The sequence below is a fragment of the Streptomyces sp. NPDC002669 genome, from assembly GCF_042889165.1.
GTDB lineage: Bacteria > Actinomycetota > Actinomycetes > Streptomycetales > Streptomycetaceae > Streptomyces.
In genome coordinates this window covers 281,997-305,640 of sequence record NZ_JBIAQQ010000007.1, presented here as the reverse complement: position 1 = coordinate 305,640, position 23,644 = coordinate 281,997, and the positions used below count along the sequence as shown (strand labels likewise).

Here is a 23,644-nt window from a genome sequence, read left to right as displayed (position 1 = left end):
GCCGGACGCAAGCCGGATCCGGACAGTACGGGCCCCTCCGACGGCTCGCAAGAGTGCCGAAATCGCCCTCTGGCAGGCCGGGTACGGCCCATGGATGCTTGCCTGGCACGCCGGTCCCGTGAAGCGCGTGCACCTCTCCCGACACGCCGAAAAGAGGCTTTCATGCCCGGGTTACCCCACTCGACCACTGCCGTCGTGGGCACCGAGGAGACCGTTCGTTCCCGGCTCGACAAGCTCCGCGACGCCCGGGTCGTCGTGACCGGCGGCGGCGGTCTCGTCGGCAGCCGGCTGGTCGCGCTGCTGCGGAGTGCCGGAGCCGTCGTCACCGTCCTGGACCGCATGGACGCCTATCCCGAATCCGGCCACGAGACCTTCGGGGTGGCCCGCAGCGGCGCCCGGCTGGTCGTCGGCGACGTCCGCGACGCCGAGACCGTCGGCGGGCTGCTGCGCGACGCCGACTTCGTGGTCCACGCGGCCGCCTACGCGGACGTCGCCGCCTGCACCCGGCGCCCCGACATCGCCTTCCGCGCCAACGTGGAGGGCACTCAGGTCGTCCTGGAGCAGGCCGCCCGGTTCCCGGTGCGCCGGCTCGTGCTCGTCTCCTCCGCCTCCGTGTACGGCGACGGCGCGTCCGACACCGCGGGGCCGCAGGTCTTCCACGAGGACCAGCCGCTCTTCCCGGTGTCCGTGTACGCCAACTCCAAGCTGTGGGCGGAGCACCAGACGCGGCTGATGCTCGGCGCCTCCAGTGGCACCGAGTACGCGGTGGTGCGCTACTTCTCCGTGTACGGCGAGCCCCAGATCCCCAAACCTGGCAGTCACTCCTGGATGGTGCCGTGGCTCTCGCTCCAGGCGCGCCTCGGGCGGCCCATGCGGCTCAACGGCGGCGGTGACCAGGTCCGCGACCTCGTCCACGTGGACGACGTCGCCGAGGCCACGGCGCTCGCCCTGATCGAGGAGCAGATGGCCGGGCGGACGGTGAACGTCGGCACGGGCCGGCCCACCTCGGTCCGCGAGGTGGCCGACCTGATCGCCCCGTACTTCCCCGGCTCGCGGCGGATCGTCACCCCGCGCCCCGAGGGGGACCCGCTCGGCGGCTACGCCTGTGTCGAGCGCTCCCGCGAACTCCTGCGCTGGCAGGCCGGAATCGAGGTCCGGGAGGGCGTGGAGCGGTACGTGCGGTGGCTGCTGGCGACGCCGGACGCCACGCCACGCTGGCTGACGGAGGAGTACGGGAAACCGGAAGGGGCGTGACACGCTGCGCACCGACGGGCCCCCGGGGCGCACGGACGGCGACGAAGGCGATGAGCGCACGATGAGTCACACCGGTTCCTACATCTGGTCGTTGCGCCGGCAGGTCGGCTCCCGGAAGCTGCTGGTGCCCGGCGCGCAGGTGCTCCTGATCGACGCCGGGGGCCGCGGGCTGTTCCAGCAGCGCGCGGACAACGGGGTCTGGGAGCTGCCGGCCGGTGCCTGCGAGGAGGACGGCGACTTCGCCGACGCCGCCGTCCGCGAGGTCGCCGAGGAGACCGGCCTGCGGGTGGAGCGGGACGACCTGGTGGCGTTCGGGACGCTCTCCGATCCCCGGGTGCACACCCTGACGTACCCGAACGGGGACGTGACGCACTGTTTCGCGCTCTGCTTCGTCGCCCGGCGCTGGTCCGGGGTGCTGTCGCCCGGCGCCGACGAGGTGCGCCGGGCCCTGTTCCGGCCGCTCGACGACCCGCCCCGGCCGCTGCACCCGCCGACGGCCGTGGTGCTGTCCATGTACGAGAGGTTCCTCGCGGAAGGAAGGTTCCAGGCCAGGTGAACGCCATGTACCCGATACGCGCGGTGGTGCCCTGCCGGGCCTGTCTGTCCGGTGAGGACCTGGACTGGCTCGGCGGTGGCCGCTCGGTGAGCCTCGCGCTCGGTCTGATGACGACCGTGGAGGTCCGTCCCGGGGCCGCGTCCGACGACGGGGCCGAGGACGGCTGGCAGCGGGAGGTGTGGGAGTTCCTGCGCGCGCGGCTGGCCGGGCTCGCCCCGCGCCCGCCCGCCGTCACGGTGCGCAGCCGGGCGCCCTCGGCAAGCGGTCTGTCCTCTTCCACGGCCCGGATCGTGGCGCTGTTCCGGGCGTTCGCGGACGCCGCCCTCCCCGACCCCGGCCGAAGGCTCTCCGACGCCACGATCACGCAGTGGGCGTACGAGTTCGAGTTCGCCGTCTTCAACGGCGGCGGCATGGACCACCTCGCGGTCGTCGAGGGCGGTGCGCTGCTCCTCGACGGCCGCGAGCAGGGGCTGCCGGACGTGCGGGACCGGCTGGAGTTCCCCGAGCGGTGGCGGGTGGTCGTCGTGGATTCCGGCACCCGCAAGGACACCGGGCACCACATCCGGGACGTGCGGGCGCAGCTCGCGTCCGGCGATCCCGCGCTGGCCGCCTACCGGTCCGCGGCCGACGAGGCGTCGGGCCGGGTGTGGGAGGCGTTGCGCCGCCGGGACCTGGCGGCGCTCGGGGCCGCGATGTCCGATGCCCATGCCGCCATGCGGGACCACCAGGGGATGTCGACGCCGCTGCTGGAGGAGTTGCGGGCGGTCGCACTGCGCTCCGCCGGCCTGCCGCTGAAGCTCAGCGGGGCCGGCGGGGGCGGGGCGCTGGTCGGCGTCTGCCCGGTGGACGAGGTGGCGGGGACGGTGGAGCGCCTCGCGCGGGCGCTGGAGGTCTCCCATCCGGGTGCCCGGGTCGTGCCCACCGCTGCGGCCCCGGGCGCCCGGCGGGGGCCGGTGCCGGTGGCGGGCGGTCAGATGAAGGGGTCGTAGTCCTGGGTGAGCGGGGGCTCGCCGGTTCCGCGGGCGATGCGTTCCAGCTCCAGGTTGGAGCGGTGGCGGGCGCAGTGGAACCGGCAGTCCCGGCTCGGGTCGACGATGCCCCGGCGGTCCGCGTCCCGCCAGATGTCGGCGAGGTCGTCGGTGACGGCGTCGCCGATCCTCGCGAGCGGGTTGCCCCGGTGGTAGGAGCACACGTACACCCCGGAGGGGGTGATGAGGGTGCGGAGTTCGGCGACCCGGCAGCGGTCGTACTCCTTGGGCTGGACGGGGCCGACGTGGCCGCGCAGCGAGGTGAGGGTGGAGGAGTTGACGAGCTGGAAGTTCTCGCTCTCCAGCCGGGCGGCCTCGGCGAGCTGGCGGTCGACGGATTCCAGCATCTCGCCGGGGACCTGCACGATGTGGTGGTCGTCGTCGAACATGGCCTTGGTCTCGAAGTAGTCGCAGCCGATGTCGTGGGCGAGTTCGGCGGCGCGCAGCACCTCGTGGTGGTTGGTGACGGTCTCCCCGCCGGGTTCCCGGCGTGACATCACGAGGAAGGAGTAGCCGAGCGCCCCGGTCTTCTCGGCGGCGAGCAGCCGCATGTTCTCGATGACCTTGTCGAAGACGCTGCGGCCCTTGCGGTCGGGCCGGAACAGGCCGTACGTGTCGGCGGTGCCGGCGTCGACGGAGACCCGGACCCAGGTGGCGTACCGGGCGAGCTCGGCGAGGTTCTGCCGGATCATCGTGCCGTTGGTGACGACTCCGACGGCCAGGCCCGCCTCGCCGAGGATGCGTAAGACCTTGCGGGTGCCGCGATGGGCGAGGGGTTCCCCGCCGCCTATGAGGACCACCGCCCGTACGGACATGGCGACGAGTTCCTCGGCGAGGGCGGCGAGCCGCTCGGGGGTGAAGCGGCCCTGGTTGAGGAGCTTTCCGCTGATGCATTCGGGGCAGGCCAGGTCGCAGAAGGTGGTCGGGTCGAGGTCCACGACGAGCGGGGCGCTGGAGGGTTCTCCGGCGGCGGCCCGGAGGATCCGGGGCCAGCCGGTGGGCTGGTACAGCTTGGAGACGAGGTCGAGGCGGTCGTGCGTCACGGGGCTCTCCTCTGCGGGATGTACGGGGTGTCGTCGGCGGGTCGTACCGGTCTCGGCCGGGCGTCGCTCAGCCCTTGACCGCTCCGGTGGCCAGGCCCGCGGCGATCTTGCGCTGGACGGCCAGGAAGAAGACGATCACGGGCAGGGCGGTGAGTGTGGCGCCCGCCATCAGTCCGCCGTAGTCGGTGCCGAAACTGGTCTGGAAGGAGACCAGCCAGATGCTGAGGGTCTGTTTCTGAGGGGTGGACAGCAGGACGTAGACGAGGACGTACTCGTTCCACGCCTGCACCATCGCGAAGACGGAGGTGGCGACGAGGCCGGGGGCGAGCAGCGGCAGGACGACGCGGACGAAGGCGCCGAACCGGCCGCAGCCGTCGACCATCGCCGCCTCCTCCAGTTCCACCGGGATCGCGGAGATGAAGCCGCGCAGCATCCACACGGTGAACGGGAGGGTGAAGACGAGGTAGACGAGGATCACGCCGCCGAGGCTGTCGGTGAGGCCGGCATCGTTGAGCAGCAGGTAGACGGGGATGACGAGGGCGGCGAGCGGGATCATCTGGACGGTGAGGACGACGACGACGAACGCCTTGCGGCCGGCGAAGCGGAAGCGGGCCAGGGCGAACGCGGCGAGGGTGCCGACCAGGAGGGAGACCAGGACGGTGCCCAGGCCGATAACGGCGCTGGAGCGGACGTTGGGCCAGAAGGTCTCCGTGCTCATCGCGCGGGCGAAGTTGTCGAGGGTGGGGCTGCTCGGCCAGAACTCGGGCGGCAGGCTGAGGATCTCGGTCGCGGGGCGGAACGCGGTGAGGACCATCCAGTAGACGGGGAAGCCGATGACGGCGGCCACGAGGAGGCCGAGGAGGTCGTACCGGCGCCGGGAGCGCCGCCCGGTCCTCGTCCCGCGCCTCTTTCGTACCGGGCTCATTCGGCCTCCCCCAGTCTCAGCATCTGCCGCAGGTACACGACGGCACCGGCGAGCAGCAGGATGACGGTGACCAGGGCGATCGCGGCTCCGGTGCTGTAGCGGTTGACGGCGAACGACTCGATGAAGGAGTAGACGCCGAGCAGGTAGTACTCGCGTTCCGGCTGGCCGCCGCGCATCAGCCAGATCTGGTTGAAGACGCCGAAGTCCCAGATCGCCATCAGGGTGGTGACCATCACGAAGAGGGGTTTGATCGAGGGGAAGGTGACGTACCGGAAGACCTGGAACGGGCGGGCGCCGTCGATGAGGGCGGACTCCTCCAGTTCCGGCGGGATCTGGGCGAGTGCCGCGTGCAGGCTGACGGCGGCGAACGGCAGCGCGCCCCAGACGACGACCGCGGTGATCACGGCGAAGCCCTGCCAGGGGTCGGTGAACCAGTTGTGGCGGGTGAGGTCGATGCCGGGCAGTGTCGTGAGGAGCCAGTTGACCAGGCCGTAGTCCGCGTCGAAGAGCCAGCGGAAGATGGCCGCCGCGACCATCACCGGCATCGCCCACACGGCGACGAGCACACCGCAGAGGACGGCCCGCACCCAGGGCGAGGTCCGTCGCATCAGCAGGGCGATCAGCAGGCCGAGCAGCATGGTGAGGGTGACGCAGACGGCGGTGAACAGGGCCGTGCGGGCCACCACCGTCCAGAAGAACCCGTCGCCGAGGATCGTCCGGAACTGTGCGAGGCCGACCCAGGGCGGTGAATCGCCGCTGAACAGTTCCTTGCGGGTCATGTCCTGGAAGGCCAGGGTCACCATGTCGACCAGCGGGTAGGCCAGGACCACGACGAGGGCGAGGAGGGCCGGGGCGATCAGCAGGTAGGGCAGATGGGGGCGCGGCCTTCGGCCGGCCGGATCAGCGCTCATTGATCACTGCGTCGATCCTGCGGTCCGCCTCGCGTGCGGCATCCCGCACGGACGCCTTTCCGGTGGCGATGCGTTCCAGCATCTCGGGCAGGACGTTGGACTTCTCCACCGAGGTCCAGCCGGGGGCGAGCGGGGTGACCCAGCCGCGCGTGGCGGCCTGGGCGGCGGGGCCGTTCACGCCTCCGGCGGCGACGTCGGCGAGTTGCACGGTGTTGTTCGGGAGGGTGTTGGCGTCGATCAGCTTCTGCTGCGACTTGCCGTCGGTGAAGATGCGGATCCAGTCGGCGGCCAGTTTCTGGTTCCGCGACTTGGCGGGCACGGCCAGGGTGGAGCCGCCGAGGAACGGCGGGAGCAGCTGTCCGGAGGGGCCGGGGAAGGCGAAGGTGGCGAACTTGCCCTTGAGCGCCGGGTCGCCCCCGGAGCGGGGGTCGGCGGCGGCCTGGGCCTCCCAGGTGTTGCCGTAGAAGACGCCGACCTTGCCCTGTCCGACGACGCCCGGCTGGTCGCCGTTGTCCTTCGCCCGGTCGCCGACGTAGTAGTCGTCCAGGAGCTTCTTCCAGGTGGTGAGTCCGGCGACGGACTTCGGCGAGGAGAGGGCGCCCTGCCATCGGCCGTTCTTCTCCACCGCCATCTCGCCGCCCGCGTCCTTGACGAAGCCCATGGCCGCGGACCAGTAGCGGCCGGGCATGTAGAAGGCCGAGAAGCCGGGGTCCTCTGCGCCGTACTTCTTCTTGAGCCGGTCGAGGGCGGAGATCAGCTCGGGGTAGGTGCGCGGGGCGCGGGCGATGCCGGTTTCCTCGAAGTAGTCGGTGCGGTAGACGCCGACGCGCGCTCCGGCGTAGTACGGCACGCAGTACGTCTCGCCGTCGAGGCGACAGGCGTCGGCGAGGGCGGGCAGCCACTGACCGGAGCGGTCGAAGGTCTTCGGGTCCAGTGGCGCGAAGGCACCGTTGACCAGGTAGTTGGTGGTTTCGCTGTTGCCCATCTCGACCACGTCGGGCACGTTCCGGCCCGCGAGGACGGCGTCGAGCTTCTGGTTCTTCGTCGTCCACTGCTGGTACTGGACCTCGACCTTCACGCCCGGGTGCTGCTTCGCGAACCTGGCGTTGGCGGCGGCGACCATCTCGGGCCAGCTCTCGCGGGCGTCCACGGTCAGCCACACCGTCAGGTCGCCGTCCGCCCGTCCGTCCCCGCCTCCCGAACCGCACCCCGCCACCGCGAGCAGCATCAGGGCTCCCAGAATCCCGGATCGGCGGGGCAGACGCAGTGTCATGGGTTCCTCCGTGCGGGATTCGTCAAGACGTACGGGCTTCGCTGACGGTCTTCTCACTACCCCGCGGATCACAGCTCTCCGCCACGACACGGAGTTTCGGCCGGAAGACGGCGGTGCGCTTCCCACGAAGGGCCCAGCGTTCACCCGTTGCGCTGCGCCGATGCCGCCCGGTGACGGAAGGGACGGGGTCGCACTCGGGCCACATTGACGTGAATGGCACGTTGGGTAGCCGGGTCGCTCTTGACGGTGATGGTGCGGTGCCCGCAGGTTGGGCCCCTGCGGCACTCCACGACCCCGATCGAAGGGCTTGTACGTGACCGAGCAGAGCACCCCCGCGTCCGACACCTCCGCCCCCGCCGGCTCCGAACGCCCCGTGCGGGTCAACGCCTGGAACGGATGGGACCCGCTGAGGCATGTGATCGTCGGCCGCGCGGAGGGCACCGTGGTGCAGGCCCCCGAGCACGCGGTGCGCCGCGACTATCCCGACGACGGCTTCCCGTTGGGGACGTACGGCCCCATGCCCGCGGACATGGTGGCCGAGGCCGAGCAGCAGCTCGACGACTTCTCGGAGATGCTGCGGCGGCGCGGCATCCGCGTGGACCGTCCCACCCCGATCGACTTCACCCGCGAGGTGTCCACCCCGGAGTGGGCGCACGACTCGATGTTCGGCTGCATGCCGCCCCGGGACCTGCTGCTCACGGTCGGCAACGAGGTCCTCGAAGCGACCATGTCGTACCGCAGCCGCTGGTTCGAGTACCTGTGCTACCGGCCGGTGCTGCAGAACCTGTTCGACTCCGACGACCGTATGCGCTGGGAGGCCGCGCCCAAGCCGCGGCTCACGGACGCCTCGTACAAGACCGGTTTCTGGGACACGTACAACGACCTGTCGACCGAGGAGCAGCTGGCCCGGGTCCGTGACTACGACCTGGTGCTCACCGAGGCGGAGCCGCTCTTCGACGCCGCGGACGTGGCGCGGTTCGGCAAGGACCTCTTCGTGCAGCTGTCGTTCGTCACCAACAGGAGCGGCTACGAGTGGCTGCGCCGCCACTTCCCCGACCACCGGGTGCACGCGGTGACCTCGACCAACACGCATCCGCTGCACATCGACGCGACCTGGGTGCCGCTGCGGCCCGGTCTGGTGCTGCACTGCGGGGAGCGGCTCGCGGACGCCGAGCTGATGGAGTTCTTCAAGCTCAACGACTGGGAGATCGTGGAGGCCGTGCAGCCGGCCAGCTGGGACCACCCGCCGAAGCTGTCCTTCTGCAGTCCGTGGCTCGCCGGGAACATGCTGAACCTCGACGAGAACACCCTGTGCGTGGAGGAGAAGGAGGTGCGGCTCGCCGAGCAGTTGTCCTCGTACGGGTTCGAGATCGTGCCGGTGCCGTTCCGGGCGGTCGGGCCGTTCGGCGGCGGGCTGCACTGCGCGACCGTCGACATCGAACGGGACGGCACCCTGGAGGACTACTTCCCGCACCGGTACGGCCGGTTCTAGGGGATCGCGTGGTGGTGACGGACGGGACCCGTGCGGTCGTCCTCGACTTCTACGGGACGCTCGTGCGGATGGTGGAGCCGTTGCCGCCGGACCACCGCGGCATCTTCGCCCGCCGGGGCCTGGCGGCACAGGGCGAGCTCTGGGGCGACCAGTGGTCGGTGGGCCCCGGCGAGGGCGAGGAGCACGCGGCGCATTCGGCCGACGAGACGGCGTACGTGACGTGGGAACGCGACCGGCTGCGGCGCCGGGCGCGGGCCTGCGGTGTGCCGGAGGCCGAGCTCGACGGTCTGGTCGCCGAGCTCGACCGGGCGATGAAGGCGGTCCGGCTGGAGCTCTATCCGGATGTGCTCGGGGTGCTCGCGCAGTTGCGGGAGCGGGGCCTGCTGATCGGGGTGTGCTCCAACTGGTTCTGGAACCTGGAGGATTGCGTCGATGCGGTGGGGATCGGCGGGGCCGTGGACGTGGTGGTGGGCTCGGCCCGGGCCGGGGCCCGCAAGCCTCATCCGCTGATCTACCGCACGCTGGTCGAACGTTGCGCGCTGCCGGCGGACCGGGTGCTGTTCGTCGGGGACATGTGGGTGCCCGACGTGCTCGGTCCGCTGGCGGCGGGGATGCGGGCGGCGCACCTGTGGCGGCCCGACCGGGCGGTGGAGGGGCTCGCGCCGCCCCTGCCGGAGGGGGTGGTGCGGATCACCGGTCTGGGCGAGCTGGTGCGGGCCGCGGGCTGCGGTGGCGGAGCCGGTCGAGGAGGTTGCGGGTGACGCGGACGACGGCCGGGTCCTGTTCGTGTCCGCAGACCACGGGCCAGTCGGTGGTGCCCGCGGTGAAGACGGTGCCGCCGCCGGCGGTGTGGAGGCCCATGGTCGCGGCCCGGGGGCTGCTGATCGTCGATTCGCGCACGGGGCCGTTCCAGTGGCCCCATTTGAAGTGATGGAAATCCTCGTGCACCGGTTCGAGGACGTGAATTCCGAGAATGAGGAATGATTTCGGCGTTCCGTCCTCCCCGGTGGCACGGGCGATTCCGTCCGGGTCGTAGGAGAACGCGGCACCGTCGCATTCGTATCCGATGAGGGGGGTGCCTGCGCCCAGCCGATCCGCCGTTCCCCCGTCCGATCCGTCGCGCAATCCGGTGCCCTCGTAGACCCAGTGGTCGGCGTGCTGCACGGTGTATCCGACGCGGGGGCGGTCACCGGGCCATTCGGTGGCGGGCCACATTCCACCGTTCCGGAAACTCACTCCGGTGAGCGTGTTCTCGGGATTTCCGACTCCGTCGGGCGCGGGTGCCCACCACTGGTCGGTGGCGGGCAGGTGGGGGTATTCGTCGCCGACGTGGTGATCGGTGTCGGAGACGAAAGCGGTGTTCCCGTCCGTCGGGTGCACCCGCCACCAGCAGGTGTTGGCACTGAGAAAGGCGATGTTCCCGCCGTCGGCCACGAACCGCTCCGCGTGGGTGCGCATCGCGGCGCTCCAGTACTCGTCGTGGCCGACGCTGAGGAGCAGGTCGTAGGGGGCGAGCAGGCCGGGGTCCTCGTGCAGGTCGAGGTCGGTGCAGTACTCGACGGGGTAACCGTGGCGTTCCAGCCAGGCGATGAAGGGCGCGTCCCAGTAGGCGAGGTCGATCACACCCCCGGGGCGGTGGAGGCTGACCTTGTGACCTCGGGGTTCGTCGCCGTTCCCGGCCCGGTGGACGGGGTGGTCGTAGAGGCTGACGGCGCGTTCCAAACCGGGCCGGTCGGAGCGGTTGTAGGCGTGCCGGGTGAAGGTGGACTTCTTGTAGAGGATGCGGGAGCGGCTGCCGGGGACGCGGGGGCGCACCACGAAGAACTCCCGGGCGTGCCCCTCGATGTGCTCCGCGTCGAGGAGCGGGGGGTCGGCGGGGCGGTCCGGGCCGCATTCGACGAATTCGACCAGGTGGATTCCCGGCTCCCAGTCCCCCGGTACGGGCAGGGTGAGCGGCGGCCAGTTCCAGTCGTCGGCGGGTGACGCGCGTCCGGGTAATTCGTCGGGATGGCCGGGCGGGGTGTGCAGGCCGCCCGGATACTCCACGGATTCCCCGACGGGTATGAGTTCTTCGCCGAGCCGGTAGAAACGGAGCCGGAACCGGGGGGCGTCGGTGGAGAGATGGAACGTCACTTCCCCGCCGACGGTGACACTTTCACGTCCGAGATATCCCTCAATCATGCCGCTCATGCTAGGCAGCCGCCGCACCGACGACAACGGCACCATCAACCGGCCATTCGATACCCTGTTTTCGGACACGGCGGGTGGGCCGGGACTTTCCGTCACGACTGTTGGGTAGGGCGGAGTCCGGAAAAGGGCACGGCCGTCCGTCGATCGGTGAGGGGCTCGCATGAGCGATGAATTCCGCGGTGAATTCCGTGTACGGGAACTGGTGCTGGGGATCGAGGGGCTCGCGCTGCTGCGCCACGCCGTGGACGGTGACGAGGCGTTCGTCCGGGAGCGGATGGCCGACATCCGCCGCTTCGTCCTCGACGAGGAGAAGCTGCCGGACGGCGGGGCCCTGGTCAGCGAGCTCGACCCGGCGGCGGGCTACGCGTCCTGGTCGACGGTGTACGACTCGCTGCCCAGTTCGTACATCGAGGTGGAGGAGCCGGTCGTCCACGCGATCCTCGACGGTCTCGAACCGGGGGTGGCGCTCGACGCCGCCTGCGGCACCGGTCGGCAGACCCGGGCGCTGGCCGCCCGCGGGCACCGGGTCATCGGCGTCGACCAGTCGCCGCAGATGATCGCGAAGGCCCGCGAGCACACCCCGGGGGCCGAGTTCCGCACGGGGCACCTTGACCGGCTGCCGCTCGACGACGACTCCGTCGACCTCGCCGTCTGTTCGCTGGCCATGACGCATCTTCCGGATCTCGTTCCCGGCGTGGCGGAGCTGGCCCGGGTGGTGCGGCCGGGCGGGCGGATCGTGGTCACGGACCTGCACCCGTTCGTGATCGCGCTCCAGGGCCAGTGCCTCTTCGTGCACGGCGCCGAGGAACTCGCCTTCGTCCGCAACCACGTCCATCTGCCGAGCCGTTATCTGGAGGCGTTCGGCCGGGCGGGGCTGCGGGTGCGCGGCTGCCACGAGCCGTTGTTCAACGGGCGTCTGGCGCCCGGTGGTTACGAGGAGTTCGTCGCGGACGCGGCCCGTGCCGCCTGGGACGGCCTCCCGATCGTCGTCGTCTGGGACGTCGAGGTCCCGTCCGGCGGTGAGACTCCGTGAGCCTGGTCCTGGTACGTCACTCGGAGCGGCCCGAGCTGTGGGACCGCATTCCGGAGCGGTTCGCCGGTGTGGTGCCCGAGTACAACCTGCACGGGGACATCAACGGCGACTACTGGAACCGGCTGTTCGCCGACTTCCCGGAGTTCCAGTTCCTCCTGTACGACGACGAGCACGACGTGATCGCCGGGGCCGGCCGCTCGCTGCCCCGTACCTGGGACGGCACCGCGGCGGACCTCGGTCCGGGGCTGGACGACTCGATCGCGCGGGCCTTCGCGGACCGCGACGCCGGACGCGCCCCGGACGCCCTGTGCGCGCTGGGCATCGAGGTCGCCGAGGACCATCAGGGCCGGGGGCTGTCCAAGGTGCTGCTCGACGGGATGGCGGACACGGCGCGGCGCGCCGGGCTCGCGACGGTTCTGGTGCCGGTGCGTCCCACCTGGAAGGAGCGGTATCCGCTGGTGCCGATCGAGCGGTACGCGGCGTGGACCCGGGACGACGGGGCCCCGTTCGATCCGTGGATCCGGACCCAGGTGGGCGCGGGCGGCACCCTCGCGGCGGCGTCCGCGCGTTCCTCGCGGATCACGGGGACGGTCGCCGAGTGGGAGGACTGGACCGGGCTCGCCCTCCCGGAGGACGGAGAGTACGTCTTCCCCGGCGGTCTCGCGACGCTCCGGGTCGACCGGGCGCGGGACCTGGCCGCGTACTGGGAGCCGGGGGTGTGGATCACGCACCGGGCCCGTTGAGGCCGCCCGGTACGCGCCCCGGGCCCGTCCGGGGCACCCCTCGGTCGAGCCCCTCCCCCGCGTGCACGGCGGTCCACGCGAGCGCGGTCATCGCACGGACCTCGTCCGCACCCGCCTCGGGGCGGCGTTCGGGCGGGAGTCCGGCGGGGCCCGCGGTGGCGACGGCGGAGTTCCGCAGCCGGTCGAGCGCGTCCGCGGGCACGCCGTCCGGCAGCGGGCCCAGCCCGCGGGACGCCCGGGCCGCCTGCCGGCCGAGCAGCAGGCAGTGGGTCCACAGCTCCTGCGCGAACTCGTCGCCGAAGGTGCGGGCCACCTCCGCCGCCAAGTCCTTCGGCAGATGCGCGGCCCGCGCGGCATCGATCGTGTCCCGGGTGAGGCCGGTCGCGGGCAGGGCGTCGCGCCAGCGGTGGTGCCCGCGACCGCCGTCGGCGCCGTGCTCCTGCCCGACGAGCCGGATGTAGCCCTCGCCGTACCGCATGTACGGGATCCAGCCCGGCTCCTCCAGGACGCGGCCCCGGGCCAGCAGGGGGGCGGCGTCGGCGGCGGGGGTGGGGCAGGCGGCGAGGCGGATGCCCTGGGCCGCGTGGCCGTTGATGCTGCTCGTGCCGATGTGCTCGACGATGTTCGGCACGGCGAGCAGGCTCATCCGGCCGCGGCCGCGGAAGAAGACGGAGAGCAGTTCGTCGTCGTGGCGTTCGGTGCTGTCGCGGGCGTACGCGCGGAAGGCGGCGGCGGTGTCGACCGGCAGGCAGACGCCCAGGGACGGCGTGAACTCGTCGGGCACGGCCCGTACCCAGCCGGCGCCGGCGAGGGCGGCGAGCCGGGCGGCGGCGCCGTTGCGGGCGTGCCAGTTGGTGTAGAAGACCAGCGCCTCGTCGGGGAACCGGGTGGCGGCGCGGGCGACGATCTCCAGGAGTTCGGCGGGGGCGTCGACGTCGTCCTGGACGACGAGGTGGTGGCTGGCCCCGGGTGCCGCGGCCGACCAGGCGACCAGGGCGGTGCGCAGCGCGGAGGGCGGCCCCTGCGGGTCGGGGTCGAGCGCGAGGCCGTCGAGCCGCAACCGGGCGGCGAGGTCCTGGGCCTGGGCGAGGCGCACGGGGTGCGTCATGACGGCCGAACTGATGTGAAACGTGGTCACCTTGGTCACACGGGGCTCCTCGGCAGGGGTCGTCGCCGGTCATGGTCGCAGAGCGCCGGAGGCCGGGGTCGGTTGTGCCGGGAGTTTGGCCGGATCAGTGGCGGTGCCGGGTGCCCCGGTGGGGGCGGGCGAGGGGTTCGCCGTCGGTGGGGCAGCGCACGGCCGGGTGGTGGCGGGGCCCGGAGGCGTCGCCGCCGGGCGCGTCCGCGGTGTCGCGGCGGCGGAGGAGCAGGACCGCGACGACGAGCCAGCACAGACCGACGGAGACGTCGGCGTACACGACGGCGGCGAACGGCAGGACGGCGGCAGCGTGCACGGCCGTCATGACGAGGACCGCCAGTCCGGCCCCCGCCACGAGCAGCAGGTATCGCAGGAGTCGCCGCACTGTGGGTACCTCTCGTCCGTCGCACCGCTTCCGAGCAGTGAACGACAGTGCGTCGCACCTTGTGACGACCCATTCCGGTCACGCTGTTTCCGCCACACGAACTTCCGGACGCGTTCCGGGGGTGCCCGGGCCGTGGCCCGGTCCTTCGACCTGAAGTCCGAACTGCCTTTGCGGGCAGCGCTGTTGGCCCTCGGGCCGGACCGACACATGCTGCTGCCTCCACCGGCGCGTGGGCGAACCGGCCCGGTCGAGCGGCACCAGTGTGTTCATGATGGTGCGGGCCGCACTCGCGGCGCTGCTGACCCGGCCGGGCGCCGGCACCGGCATCGCCGCGGGCGTTCCCGTGAGGACCCGTGGTGACGAGGCGCTGGAGGGGCTGGTCGGCTTCTCCACCCACACCCTCGTACGGCGCACGGACGCCGGCGGCAACCCCGCCTCCCGGGAACTCCCGGCAGCGGTGGGGAAGTCAGCCACGTGTTCTGGTCACGCATTCGGTGACCATGGCGCCGAGACTTCCGGTACGGGCCAGCAGCTCGCGCTGGGTCCTCGCACCGGTTCCGCGTTCCAGGACCTTTTCGAGCGCCGTCTCGGCGGACGTGCTGTCGCCCGTGTCCTCCAGAGCCTCCCGGACATGGGTGAGCAGGGCTCCGGCGACATCGGCGGCGGGCTGCGGGCGCATCGTGAGGGGGTGGAGGAGGTCTCCGTCCAGTCCCGATCGGCCGGCCTGCCAGGCCGCCATGCGCAGGAGGCTCACGCCGACGGCACCCGGGGCTTCGCCCGCGCGCCACTCCCGTGCCGCGGTCTCGACCAGACCCCGCGTCAACGTGGCGAGGAGCACGGTGTCGGCCGGATCCAGGCAGACGTCCGCGACCCTGACCTCGACCGTCGGGTACCTGTGCGAAAGCCTGGCGTCGAAGTAGACCATCCCCGGGTCACGCAGGACACGCGTCTCCATCAGAGCGCCGACCTGCTCGTGGTAGTGCTTCGCCGTGCCGAACACCTCGACCGGTCCGGCCGACGGCCAGCGCCCCCACACTCTGCTGCGGTAGCTGTCGTACGTGGTGTCACGGCCCTGCCAGAAAGGGGAGTTGGCGCTCAGCGCGAGAAGGACCGGCAGCCAAGCCCGCACGCGGTCCAGTACGCCGACGCCTTCCTCGTCCGATTCCACGGAGACATGCACGTGGCAGCCGCACGTCAGTTGCTCCTGTGCGGTCTCACCGAACCTGTCGGCCAGCCAACTGTGCCGCTCCCCGTCGCCGAGCGAAGGCTTGACCAGCGTCGGCGCGGTCGCGAGGGCCACGACGGCGGCATCGGCGCGGGCCGCGCTCTCGGCGGCCTCGGAGCGTCTGCGGCGGATCTCCTCCCCGAGGTCCCCCATGTCGCCGTGCGGCTTCGTGGCGAACTCCACCTGCTGGTGCTGGAGCTCCGCCTCGAAGGCCGACTCCCCCTCGGCCCGGCGATCCGCCACGGCCAGCACGGCCGCGGACAGTGCCCGTGGTTCACCACTGCGCGGGTCGACGAGCAGCAGTTCCTCCTCCACACCGACGGTCCGCGCCACCGCTTCCTCCCCGCGACAAGCCTTCATGGGGACTGGTCATGCCCGCGGTCCGCTGCGGCGTCCTGCCGCCGCCACCGCTTCTCGCTCGAAGAACTCGCGGCCCGTCGCGCGGCCGGACGCAGGCGGGCGAGACGGACCAGCCGTCCGAGCTCCGCGAGCTTCTCGGGCGGAAGCGCCGCGGCAAGCTTGGGGAACAGGTCGTGTTCCTCCTCGCGCACGTGGAAGGCGACCGCGAACTTCAGCCTCGCGAGGGTGTCGTTGAAGTCGGGATCGCCCACGCTCAGACCTTCCAGACGCCTGAGCAATTGCTCGCCCTTGGCGTGATCGGCAAGCTCCTTGTCGGCCATGGCCTGACCGTGCGGCAGGCACTCGCGCATCGCCGGATGCAGGTACGTCTCCTCCACGACGGTGTGCCGGACCAGTTCCGCGATCAGCCGGTCCACGAGTTCCCCACGCGTCGGGTGGTCCACCGGTTGCAGCTCGATCTCCCAGAACACCGCCTCCAGTTCACGGTGATCGGCCGCGAGCTCGTGGAGCACGTCGCCTTCGGGCTGCTTCACGGCATCCTCTTTCTCTTCGCCTCCCGGAAGGAGGGGCCAGGACAGACAAGCAGGTCCGGAACACGGAACCCGTACCCCTCGCGCGGGTAAACCCATACGGTCACCTCTCCGGCGCAGTACTCCTGCGGCTCCCCCGGGAAGTCGGAAGCCCGAAGGAGCGCGCCCGCTCCGGCGAGGCCAAGTCGTCCGGCAAGACGACCACCCGCGACCCCGAGTCCTCGTGCGAACGAGGCGGCCGGCGCTCCCGCAGCGGTGCTCATGGCCCCACCGAGGACCAGCTGTACGAGGCAAGAACGTCGAAGGCCGCTCATCCATGAACAAACAGGAACCGTGCCGGGCCCCGGCCCCTGAGACGCCACACCGCACACCTCGCCGTTCGGCCACGGCGGTGCGGGGGCCCTTCGGTGGTGACGTTTCTCCCCGCCGCAGGCGTTACCAGTAGTGTCTGCGCCCTGCCACGGCGTGCCCCGTCCCGTCCAGGAATTCAAGCCGAACCGTCGCACGCGACCGTGAGGGTCTGGGGCGACAGGTTCTTGAGCATGGTGGTGGTCCAGCGCATCTGCCGCAGGGTGCGGGGGTGGCACGCTGCTGCCAGGCGCCCCAGTTCGTCGTCGTGTCCGGCGCGAGCCGCTTGGGTGAGCATCTCCCAGTACAGGGAGTTGCCGGCCGCTACGAGATGCAGTTCCCACAGGTCGTGCAGGAGCAGCAGCCCGGCATACGGATGGTCGGCGGCATCGGCGGCCCCCGTACCGCCCGCGTCGGCGCCGTCCGGGGCCGGCCCGTCGAGGCCGAGACCGTGGCGGACGTCCTCCCCGGCGATGCGCAGGCAGTGTTCGTCGGACCATCGGGCGAGGTCCGTGGCCACGTGGTGGATCTCGTGCTCGGCCCGATGGCGAGCGGCCACCGCCTCGAGTTGTTCCGCGAGCCGCCGTTCACCTCGGTGCAGTGCTCGCATGATCAGGGCGACTCCGTTCACCGCGCTCCTCCGCGTCCCGTATTCGCGCATGGTTCGATGGCCTCGTCGACGAGTGCCGCGGGGCCGCCTTCGGTGGCCGGGACCCGGTGGGGGCGGGCCGGGGCGGAGGCGGTGTTGGTGGGCGCCGCCGCGTGCGTACCCGTGCTCTTCCCGACGAGGGTGAGCGTGGCGGCTGCCACCTTGTACAGGGGTTGCTTGGAGACCGGGTCCCAGTCGGTGACCGTCGTCTCGTTCGCCGCGCGGCCGCGGGCGGGGTCCGTCGGCCGGTGGCCTCCTGGCTCGTCCCAGTAACCGAAGTGGAAGGGCAGGAAGAGCAGCCCGGGGCGGATGTCGGTGACCCGTACCCGTGCCCTCACCGTCCCGCGCGGGCTCGCGACCTCGGCGAGGTCTCCCTCCTCAAGTCCTCGGGCGGCGGCGTCCTGGTGTGAGACCTCCACCCATACGTCGGCGGCGGCGGCGTTCAGTTGGGGGCTGCGCGCGGACTTGGTGCGTGTGTGGAAGTGGTAGAGGGTACGTCCGGTCGTCAGTTGGAGGGGATAACGGTCGGTGGTCGGTTCGTGGGACGGCAGGTATTCGGCGCCCTTGAGCATCGCCCTGCCGTGCGGGTTGGCGGCCCGGTACGCCGGTTCGTCCATGGACCCGCCGGTGACGAGGTCCTTGCCGTAGCTCTGGCAGGTGTCCGGGTGGGCCCCGGGGAAGCCGTCGGAGTAGAGACGGTCCGTTCCGTCCGGAGCGTCCTGCGTGCAGGGCCATTGGACTCCGCTCCGGTCACGCAGCTCGGCATGGGTCAGGCCCGTGTAGTCGCACGGCCGCCCCGCGCTGCAGCGCTTCCACGCCTCGAAGGCCGATTCGGCGTCGGTCCAGCCGATCAGCGGGGCGCCGTCCTTGTCCCGGAAGTCCATGCGCACGGCATAGTCGAGGAAGATGTCGAGGTCCGGTCTCGCTCCGCCGGGTGGTTCGACCGCCTTCTCGGACAGGTGGACGGTGCGGTCGGCGTTGGTGAAGGTGCCGGTCTTCTCGCCCCAGGTGGCGGCGGGCAGGACGACGTCGGCCAGTTGAGCGGTCTCGGTGAGGAAGAGGTCCTGCACGACGACGAAGAGCTCTTCGCCGGAAAGGATTTCGCGGATGCGCGACAGTTCCGGCAGGGACACCGCCGGGTTGGTGCCGCTGATCCACAGCATCCGGATCGAGCCCTGTTCCGCGTACCGGAACATCTGCATGGCGTGGGTCGGCGGCGCGTAGTGCGGGATCGAGTCGGGTGTGACGTTCCACAGCCGGGCCAGTTCGTGCACGTGCTGGTCGTTCTGCCAGTTGCGGAAGCCGGGGAGGTCGCCGTCGGCGCCGCACTCCCGGGTGTTCTGCGCGGTGGGCTGGCCGTTCATCTGGAGGACACCGGCGCCCGGCCGCCCGAGCATGCCGCGGAGCAGGTGCAGGTTGTTCACCTGTACCGCGGCGGCGGTGGCCTGGTGTGACTGGTAGAAGCCCTGCAACACGGTCGACAGGAGACATTCGGCGGAACCGAGCACCTCGGCCGCCTCGCCGATCCGGGCGGCGGGCACGTCGCAGATGTCCGCCGCCCACTTCGGGGTGCACGGCGCGACCGTCGCCGCCAGGTCGTCGAAGCCCACGGTGCGGTGGGCGACGAAGGCTTCGTCGACGCGGCCGGTCCGGATGGTCTCGTGCAGCAGGGCGTTGAGCAGCGCCACGTTCGTCCCGACACGGGGTGCGAGGTGGACCGTGGCCCGGCGGGCGGGCACCGTGGGCCGCGGGTCCACGCATACGAGGCGGGGCGGGCCGTCGCCCTCCAACCGGTCGAGCATCCGCATCCACAGCACCGGCTGGGTCTCCGCGGGATTGTGCCCGAAGAGCGCGATGACGTCCGCGTGGTCGATGTCGTCGTAGCTGCCCGGCTGACCGTCGCAGCCGAACGACTCCTTGAGCGCCTCGGCGGCGGTGGAGGTGCACAGCCGGGTGTTCCCGTCCAGATGGTTCGTCCCGACGCCGGCCCGGGCGAGGACCGCCAGGGTGTAGTACTCCTCCAGGAAGAGCTGGCCCGAGGTGTAGAAGCCGAGTGCCCCCGGGCCCCGCTCGTCGAGAAGTGTGTGCGAGCGCGAGACGACCTCGTTCATCGCCGTGTCCCAGTCGCACTCCGTCAGACGTGCCCCGTGACGGATCAGCGGGGTGGTCAGGCGGTCCGGGGATGCGTTGGCCTGCCAGCCGAACAGGTCCTTGGGGTCCAGCCGTCCGCGGTTGACCCGGTCGTCGGGCCTGCCGCGCACGCCGACCATGCGCCCGTCGCGGACGGCGATGTCCATCGCGTCGCCGTTCGACTGCAGGATGGAGGCCGTCTGCACCCACCGCTCGACCGACGCCGCGTCCGTCCCCCCGCTCAGGCAGGTGTCCACCCGTCGCGGCCAGGCCGCATGACGGGCGTACGGGGTACGGGTACCCCAGGGGTCCGCGATCCGGTCCACCGCGCTCATCGACTTCCTCCTGTACGCGGGTGGCACGCTCCGGCGCGTGCTGGAGCCGGTGCGGGAGCCTCGTCGCATGTCGTCGTACCTGGCTCGGCGTCACGAACCGTCCGGTTCCGGCGCCGTGTACGGCCTCACCTACCGCGTGTGAGCGATTCCCTTCCTCGGATCCCGCCGTCTCACCACGACAGCGCATCGAAATCACCGCACCGCGGCGCGCAATCGGGTGTGCCGGGGAGCCACGGCGAGGGGCGCGAACGCCACGAAGCGGCCGCACCGCCCGCGGAGGAGGGCGGGCACAGGGCCGGGCGGGTCTCCCTGCCCCCGCAAGTCGCTCCTGGGCGGGCGGTTCTCCTGCCGCTTCCGCGGGAACCGTCGTGTTCCGGCCCGAGTGCCGCACTCTTCGTGTCCCTCCATCTCCCCTGCCGTGAACGTTCGCGCCACGGGAGGCGGGATGGACCGGTCCCTGATTGGCTGGATGGAAGGGCTCGCACCGACGCGTCCGACCGCGACCCACAGGCCCCGCTCCTGGGAGGGACACCATGCGTGCACTCCCCTGGCAGGTACGGCGGGACGTGGGGGTGGGCCGCCTCGCCGCCCTGTCCACCGCGATCGGCGGAGGGCGTCTCCGAAGGCGTACGCGATGTTCCGGGAGAAGGAGGACGGGGTGGTGAAGACGCTGCTGCGTCCGTAGGCCGTCCCACGGTCGACACGGCGGGCACAAGCACGTTCCTCGCGACCCTTCGGAAGGGCGGAGACACCATGGGCGCACAGGCGGGTCCGCGTGTGGTGGTGACGGGGGCCACCGGCAATGTGGGGACCAGCGTCGTCGCGGCCCTGGCCGGCGATCCGGGTGTGGCGGAGGTGGTGGGCCTGGACACCCCACCCCTGGCCGGCAGCAGATGGGGGTGAACACGCCCGAGGGAGGACCCCCTCGCGCCCGGAGCGGACCACTGGAGAAAGGAACCGTCATGGAACCCCATCCCTTCTCGCGGTCGCCGGCCCCGGACCGCGGATCCTCCGACGAGGCTGCGGCAGACGTCGCCGGCCTGGAGCGGGCGCTGCGCGCGGATGTGCGGGGCGAGGTCCGTTTCGATCCGGGCAGCCTCGGCGCGTACTCCACGGACGGATCGAACTACCGCCAGGTCCCCATCGGCGTGGTCGTGCCGCGCGACGTCGATGCCGGGGCGGACGCGGTGCGGGTCTGCGCGCGGTTCGGCGCGCCGGTGCTGTCCAGGGGCGGCGGCACGAGCCTGGCCGGCCTGTGCACCAACGCCGCGGTGGTCATCGACTGGACGAAGTACTGCCACAAGTTGGTGTCCGTGGAGCCGGACCGGGCGACGTGCGTGGTCGAGCCCGGCATCGTCCTGGACGAGCTGAACCGCCAACTGTCTTCGTACCGGCTGAAGTTCGGGCCCAAGCCCTCCACGCACAGCCACTGCGCGCTGGGCGGGATGATCGGGAACAACTCCTGCGGGGCATCGGCGCAGGCGTACGGCAAGACGGTGGACAACGTGCGCCGCCTGGAGATCCTCACGTACGACGGAACGCGCTGCTGGGTCGGGCCCACCTCCCGCGAGGAGTACGAGGCCGTGCTGCGCGCCGGGGGCCGGCGCGCCGAGCTCTACGCCGGGCTGCGCCACGTGGTGGACGAGCACCTGGCCGACATCCGCCACGGCTTTCCCCGCATCCCGCGACGGGTGTCCGGCTACAACCTCGACTCGCTGCTGCCGGAGAACGGCTTCGACGTGGCACGCGCACTCGTCGGGAGCGAGGGCACGCTGGCCGTCGTCCTGCGCGCCGAGCTGAACCTGGTGCCCGTTCCCCGGCGCGAGGCGATGGTCGTGCTCGGCTACGACGACATCTGCGCGGCAGCCGACGATGTGCCCCGGGTACTGGCCCACGGCGAACCGGAGCTGCTGGAGGCGCTGGACGGACGCATGGCCCAGCTCATGCGGGAGGAGGGCTCCCACCTGGAGTCGTTGGACACGTTCCCCGAGGGGGACGGCTGGCTTCTCGTCCAGTTCAGCGGCGAGAGCCAGGACGACGTGGACGGCCGGGCCCGGGGGCTCCTCGACGCGCTGGGCCGCGACACCCGGGACTCCCGGGTCTCCTTCTCGGACGACCCCGGACGCGAGCACAGGATGCTCCGGGCCCGGGAGGCGGGCCTGGGGGTGACCGCGCGCCCGCCCGACGACCGGGAGACCTGGGAGGGCTGGGAGGACTCCGCCGTTCCGCCGGAACGGCTCGGTGACTACCTGCGCGACCTGAAGGAACTGTTCGCGGAGTTCGACTACGATCACCCCTCGCTCTACGGGCACTTCGGGCAGGGCTGTGTGCACACGCGCATCCCGTTCGATCTCACGCACGCCGAGGGGATCGCCACGTTCCGCGCGTTCCTGTTCCGCGCTGCCGATCTCGTCGTCTCCTACGGCGGTTCGCTCTCGGGGGAGCACGGCGACGGGCAGGCGCGGGGCGAACTGCTGGAGCGGATGTTCGGCCGCCGGCTGGTCGACGCGTTCGGCGAGGTGAAGCGGCTCTTCGACCCGGCCAACAGAATGAACCCGGGAAAGGTCGTCGCTCCGCACCGCACCGACGAAAACCTGAGACTGGGCTCGGAGTGGCACCCGGCGGACCCCGCCGCCCACTTCGGATTCCCGCAGGACGGAGGGTCCTTCACCACGGCGGTGAAGCGCTGCGTCGGCATCGGGAACTGCCGGACCCACTCCGGCGGGGTGATGTGCCCGTCGTTCCGGGCGACGGGCGAGGAGGAACACTCCACGCGCGGCCGGGCCCGTCTGCTGTTCGAGATGCTGGGCGGGCACGACGACTCCCCCGTGACCGGCGGCTGGCGCTCGCCCGAAGTCCGCGACGCGCTCGATCTCTGTCTCTCCTGCAAGGGGTGCCGGTCCGATTGTCCGGTGGGCGTCGACATGGCCACCTACAAGGCCGAGTTCCTCTCCCACCACTACGCGCACCGGCTGCGCCCGGTCGCCCACTACTCCCTGGGCTGGCTGCCGATGTGGGCACGGCTGACGCGCCTGACACCGCGCGCGGTGAACGCCCTCCTCCACGCCCCGGGCATCGCACGCGCCGGGAAGCGGCTCGCTGGGGTGGCCGGCGAACGGAGCGCGCCGGTGTTCGCCCGGGAGTCCTTCCGGCAGTGGTGGGGCTCCCGGAACGTGCCCGGGCCCGAGCCGGGGGACGAACACGCGGTCGTACTGTGGCCGGACACGTTCAGCGACTCCTTCCACCCGGCCGTCGCGAAGGCCGCGGTGCGGGTCCTGGAGGACGCGGGATTCCGGGTTGCGGTCCCGAACCGGCAGGCGTGCTGCGGCCTCACCTGGCTTTCGACCGGTCAGCTCGGTGTGGCGGAAACGGCGTTGCGCAGGACGGTGGAAGTGCTCCGGCCGTGGGTGGAGGCAGGCTCCCCCGTCGTCGTGCTGGAGCCGTCGTGCGCCGCCGCCCTCCGCGTCGACGCCCCGGAGCTGATGCCGGAGGACCGGGGCGTCCAGCGGCTTTCCCAGCAGGTGCGCACCTTCGCGGAACTCCTCGTCGGCGAGGTGCCCGACAAGGACTGGCGACCGCTGCGGCTCGCCCGGTCCGCCGTCGTACAGACCCACTGCCATCAGCATGCCGTGCTGAAGGACGACGCGGACCGCGAACTCATGCGCCGCGCGGGCATCGAGGCCACCGTCCTGGACGAGGGATGCTGCGGGCTCGCCGGGAACTTCGGCTTCGAGCGGGGGCACCACGGGCTCTCGGTCACCATCGGTGAACTGGGTGTCCTTCCCGCCGTACGCGCCGCGCCTCCCGGTGCACTCGTCCTGGCGGACGGCTTCAGCTGCCGTACGCAGATCGAGGAGGGCGGCACCGGCCGCCGGGCGGTCCATCTGGCGGAGGCCCTGGCCCTCGGACTGGACGGCGGCCTTCCGTCCGACCGGCCGGAGCGGCTCGTCGCGCGCCCCGAGGTGCCCGAGGGGGACGCCGGCCGGGCGACGGCCGTCGTCCTCGCCGGCGTCGCGGCAGTGGGAGCGGGCGCGTACGGCCTGCTCCGGCACTGCCGTTCACGCGCCTGAAAGGCCCCGACGCCACTCACGCGGCA

19 protein-coding genes and 2 pseudogenes are annotated in these 23,644 nt (G+C 71.7%); 10 read left to right on the top strand and 11 right to left on the bottom strand.

The window, feature by feature from the left end; all coding sequences use genetic code 11:
- Window positions 1-162: 162 nt before the first annotated feature.
- From ACFYW1_RS14030 to ACFYW1_RS14020, 3 genes are all read left to right on the top strand, one after another.
- Window positions 163-1,254 (top strand): NAD-dependent epimerase/dehydratase family protein, encoded by a 1,092-nt coding sequence (locus ACFYW1_RS14030; protein WP_388991289.1) that lies wholly within the window; start codon window positions 163-165, stop codon window positions 1,252-1,254.
- 61 nt (window positions 1,255-1,315) lie between these two features.
- Window positions 1,316-1,810: an NUDIX domain-containing protein gene (locus tag ACFYW1_RS14025; RefSeq protein ID WP_388991287.1), complete on the top strand. Its 495-nt coding sequence runs from the start codon at window positions 1,316-1,318 to the stop codon at window positions 1,808-1,810.
- A gap of 5 nt (window positions 1,811-1,815) precedes the next feature.
- Complete coding sequence (locus tag ACFYW1_RS14020; protein WP_388991285.1) at window positions 1,816-2,799, top strand: mevalonate kinase; 984 nt, start codon at window positions 1,816-1,818, stop codon at window positions 2,797-2,799.
- On the opposite strand, the gene ACFYW1_RS14015 is transcribed toward ACFYW1_RS14020, so the two are convergent.
- The 4 genes from ACFYW1_RS14015 to ACFYW1_RS14000 form a co-directional block, all read right to left on the bottom strand.
- Window positions 2,781-3,881 carry a radical SAM/SPASM domain-containing protein gene (locus ACFYW1_RS14015; RefSeq protein ID WP_388991283.1) on the bottom strand — a complete coding sequence of 367 codons (1,101 nt, stop codon included), beginning with the start codon at window positions 3,879-3,881 and terminating at the stop codon, window positions 2,781-2,783. The two genes, ACFYW1_RS14020 and ACFYW1_RS14015, sit on opposite strands and share 19 nt — an antisense overlap.
- A 67-nt stretch (window positions 3,882-3,948) precedes the next feature.
- Window positions 3,949-4,806: a carbohydrate ABC transporter permease gene (locus ACFYW1_RS14010; RefSeq protein WP_388991281.1), complete on the bottom strand. Its 858-nt coding sequence runs from the start codon at window positions 4,804-4,806 to the stop codon at window positions 3,949-3,951.
- Window positions 4,803-5,717, bottom strand: a complete 915-nt coding sequence (locus ACFYW1_RS14005) for a carbohydrate ABC transporter permease (protein WP_388991279.1) — start codon at window positions 5,715-5,717, stop codon at window positions 4,803-4,805. The genes ACFYW1_RS14010 and ACFYW1_RS14005 overlap by 4 nt, the downstream gene beginning before the upstream one ends.
- The gene (locus ACFYW1_RS14000) at window positions 5,707-6,990 is read right to left on the bottom strand and encodes an extracellular solute-binding protein (protein WP_388991276.1); all 1,284 of its coding nucleotides are present in this window, start codon (window positions 6,988-6,990) and stop codon (window positions 5,707-5,709) included. The genes ACFYW1_RS14005 and ACFYW1_RS14000 overlap by 11 nt, the downstream gene beginning before the upstream one ends.
- A gap of 313 nt (window positions 6,991-7,303) precedes the next feature.
- On the opposite strand from ACFYW1_RS14000, the gene ACFYW1_RS13995 reads away from it, so the two are divergent.
- The gene (locus tag ACFYW1_RS13995) at window positions 7,304-8,482 is read left to right on the top strand and encodes a serine/threonine protein kinase (RefSeq protein WP_388991274.1); all 1,179 of its coding nucleotides are present in this window, start codon (window positions 7,304-7,306) and stop codon (window positions 8,480-8,482) included.
- Between the two features lie 8 nt (window positions 8,483-8,490).
- Complete coding sequence (locus tag ACFYW1_RS13990) at window positions 8,491-9,243, top strand: HAD family hydrolase (RefSeq protein WP_388991272.1); 753 nt, start codon at window positions 8,491-8,493, stop codon at window positions 9,241-9,243.
- Here ACFYW1_RS13990 and ACFYW1_RS13985 read toward each other — a convergent pair.
- Window positions 9,173-10,663 (bottom strand): N,N-dimethylformamidase beta subunit family domain-containing protein, encoded by a 1,491-nt coding sequence (locus ACFYW1_RS13985; protein WP_388991270.1) that lies wholly within the window; start codon window positions 10,661-10,663, stop codon window positions 9,173-9,175. The genes ACFYW1_RS13990 and ACFYW1_RS13985 overlap by 71 nt on opposite strands.
- 169 nt (window positions 10,664-10,832) lie before the next feature.
- Here ACFYW1_RS13985 and ACFYW1_RS13980 point away from each other — a divergent pair, with 169 nt between their 5' ends.
- Both ACFYW1_RS13980 and ACFYW1_RS13975 read left to right on the top strand, forming a co-directional pair.
- Window positions 10,833-11,705, top strand: a complete 873-nt coding sequence (locus tag ACFYW1_RS13980; protein ID WP_388991268.1) for a class I SAM-dependent methyltransferase — start codon at window positions 10,833-10,835, stop codon at window positions 11,703-11,705.
- Entirely contained in the window at window positions 11,702-12,448 is a 747-nt protein-coding gene (locus ACFYW1_RS13975) for a GNAT family N-acetyltransferase (RefSeq protein WP_388991266.1), read from the top strand. Before ACFYW1_RS13980 ends, ACFYW1_RS13975 begins: the two co-directional genes overlap by 4 nt.
- Here the strand turns inward: ACFYW1_RS13975 and ACFYW1_RS13970 are convergent.
- The 4 genes from ACFYW1_RS13970 to ACFYW1_RS13955 all read right to left on the bottom strand — a co-directional run bounded on the left by ACFYW1_RS13970 (window position 12,429) and on the right by ACFYW1_RS13955 (window position 16,089).
- A complete protein-coding gene (locus ACFYW1_RS13970) occupies window positions 12,429-13,595 on the bottom strand; it encodes a hypothetical protein (RefSeq protein WP_388991264.1) in 1,167 nt (388 codons plus the stop codon). The genes ACFYW1_RS13975 and ACFYW1_RS13970 overlap by 20 nt on opposite strands.
- Before the next feature lie 85 nt (window positions 13,596-13,680).
- On the bottom strand, window positions 13,681-13,971 hold the full coding sequence (locus tag ACFYW1_RS13965; protein WP_388991262.1) for a hypothetical protein: 291 nt from the start codon (window positions 13,969-13,971) through the stop codon (window positions 13,681-13,683).
- A gap of 466 nt (window positions 13,972-14,437) precedes the next feature.
- Window positions 14,438-15,556 carry a glutamate--cysteine ligase gene (locus ACFYW1_RS13960; RefSeq protein WP_388991260.1) on the bottom strand — a complete coding sequence of 373 codons (1,119 nt, stop codon included), beginning with the start codon at window positions 15,554-15,556 and terminating at the stop codon, window positions 14,438-14,440.
- Window positions 15,553-16,089: a hemerythrin domain-containing protein gene (locus ACFYW1_RS13955; protein WP_388991258.1), complete on the bottom strand. Its 537-nt coding sequence runs from the start codon at window positions 16,087-16,089 to the stop codon at window positions 15,553-15,555. The genes ACFYW1_RS13960 and ACFYW1_RS13955 overlap by 4 nt, the downstream gene beginning before the upstream one ends.
- 152 nt (window positions 16,090-16,241) lie before the next feature.
- Here ACFYW1_RS13955 and ACFYW1_RS13950 point away from each other — a divergent pair.
- A pseudogene (locus ACFYW1_RS13950) lies at window positions 16,242-16,417 on the top strand (plasmid stabilization protein); the annotation flags it as partial.
- Between the two features lie 156 nt (window positions 16,418-16,573).
- Here ACFYW1_RS13950 and ACFYW1_RS13945 read toward each other — a convergent pair.
- A complete protein-coding gene (locus ACFYW1_RS13945) occupies window positions 16,574-17,065 on the bottom strand; it encodes a hypothetical protein (protein ID WP_388991256.1) in 492 nt (163 codons plus the stop codon).
- Window positions 17,062-19,548, bottom strand: coding sequence for a molybdopterin oxidoreductase family protein (locus ACFYW1_RS13940; RefSeq protein WP_388991254.1), 2,487 nt, complete (start codon window positions 19,546-19,548; stop codon window positions 17,062-17,064). The genes ACFYW1_RS13945 and ACFYW1_RS13940 overlap by 4 nt, the downstream gene beginning before the upstream one ends.
- A gap of 753 nt (window positions 19,549-20,301) precedes the next feature.
- Here ACFYW1_RS13940 and ACFYW1_RS13935 point away from each other — a divergent pair.
- Together ACFYW1_RS13935 and ACFYW1_RS13930 are read left to right on the top strand one after the other, a co-directional pair.
- Window positions 20,302-20,415 (top strand): annotated as a pseudogene (locus tag ACFYW1_RS13935) (NAD-dependent epimerase); the annotation flags it as partial.
- Between the two features lie 95 nt (window positions 20,416-20,510).
- Entirely contained in the window at window positions 20,511-23,618 is a 3,108-nt protein-coding gene (locus tag ACFYW1_RS13930) for an FAD-binding and (Fe-S)-binding domain-containing protein (RefSeq protein WP_388991252.1), read from the top strand.
- Window positions 23,619-23,644 lie beyond the last annotated feature (26 nt).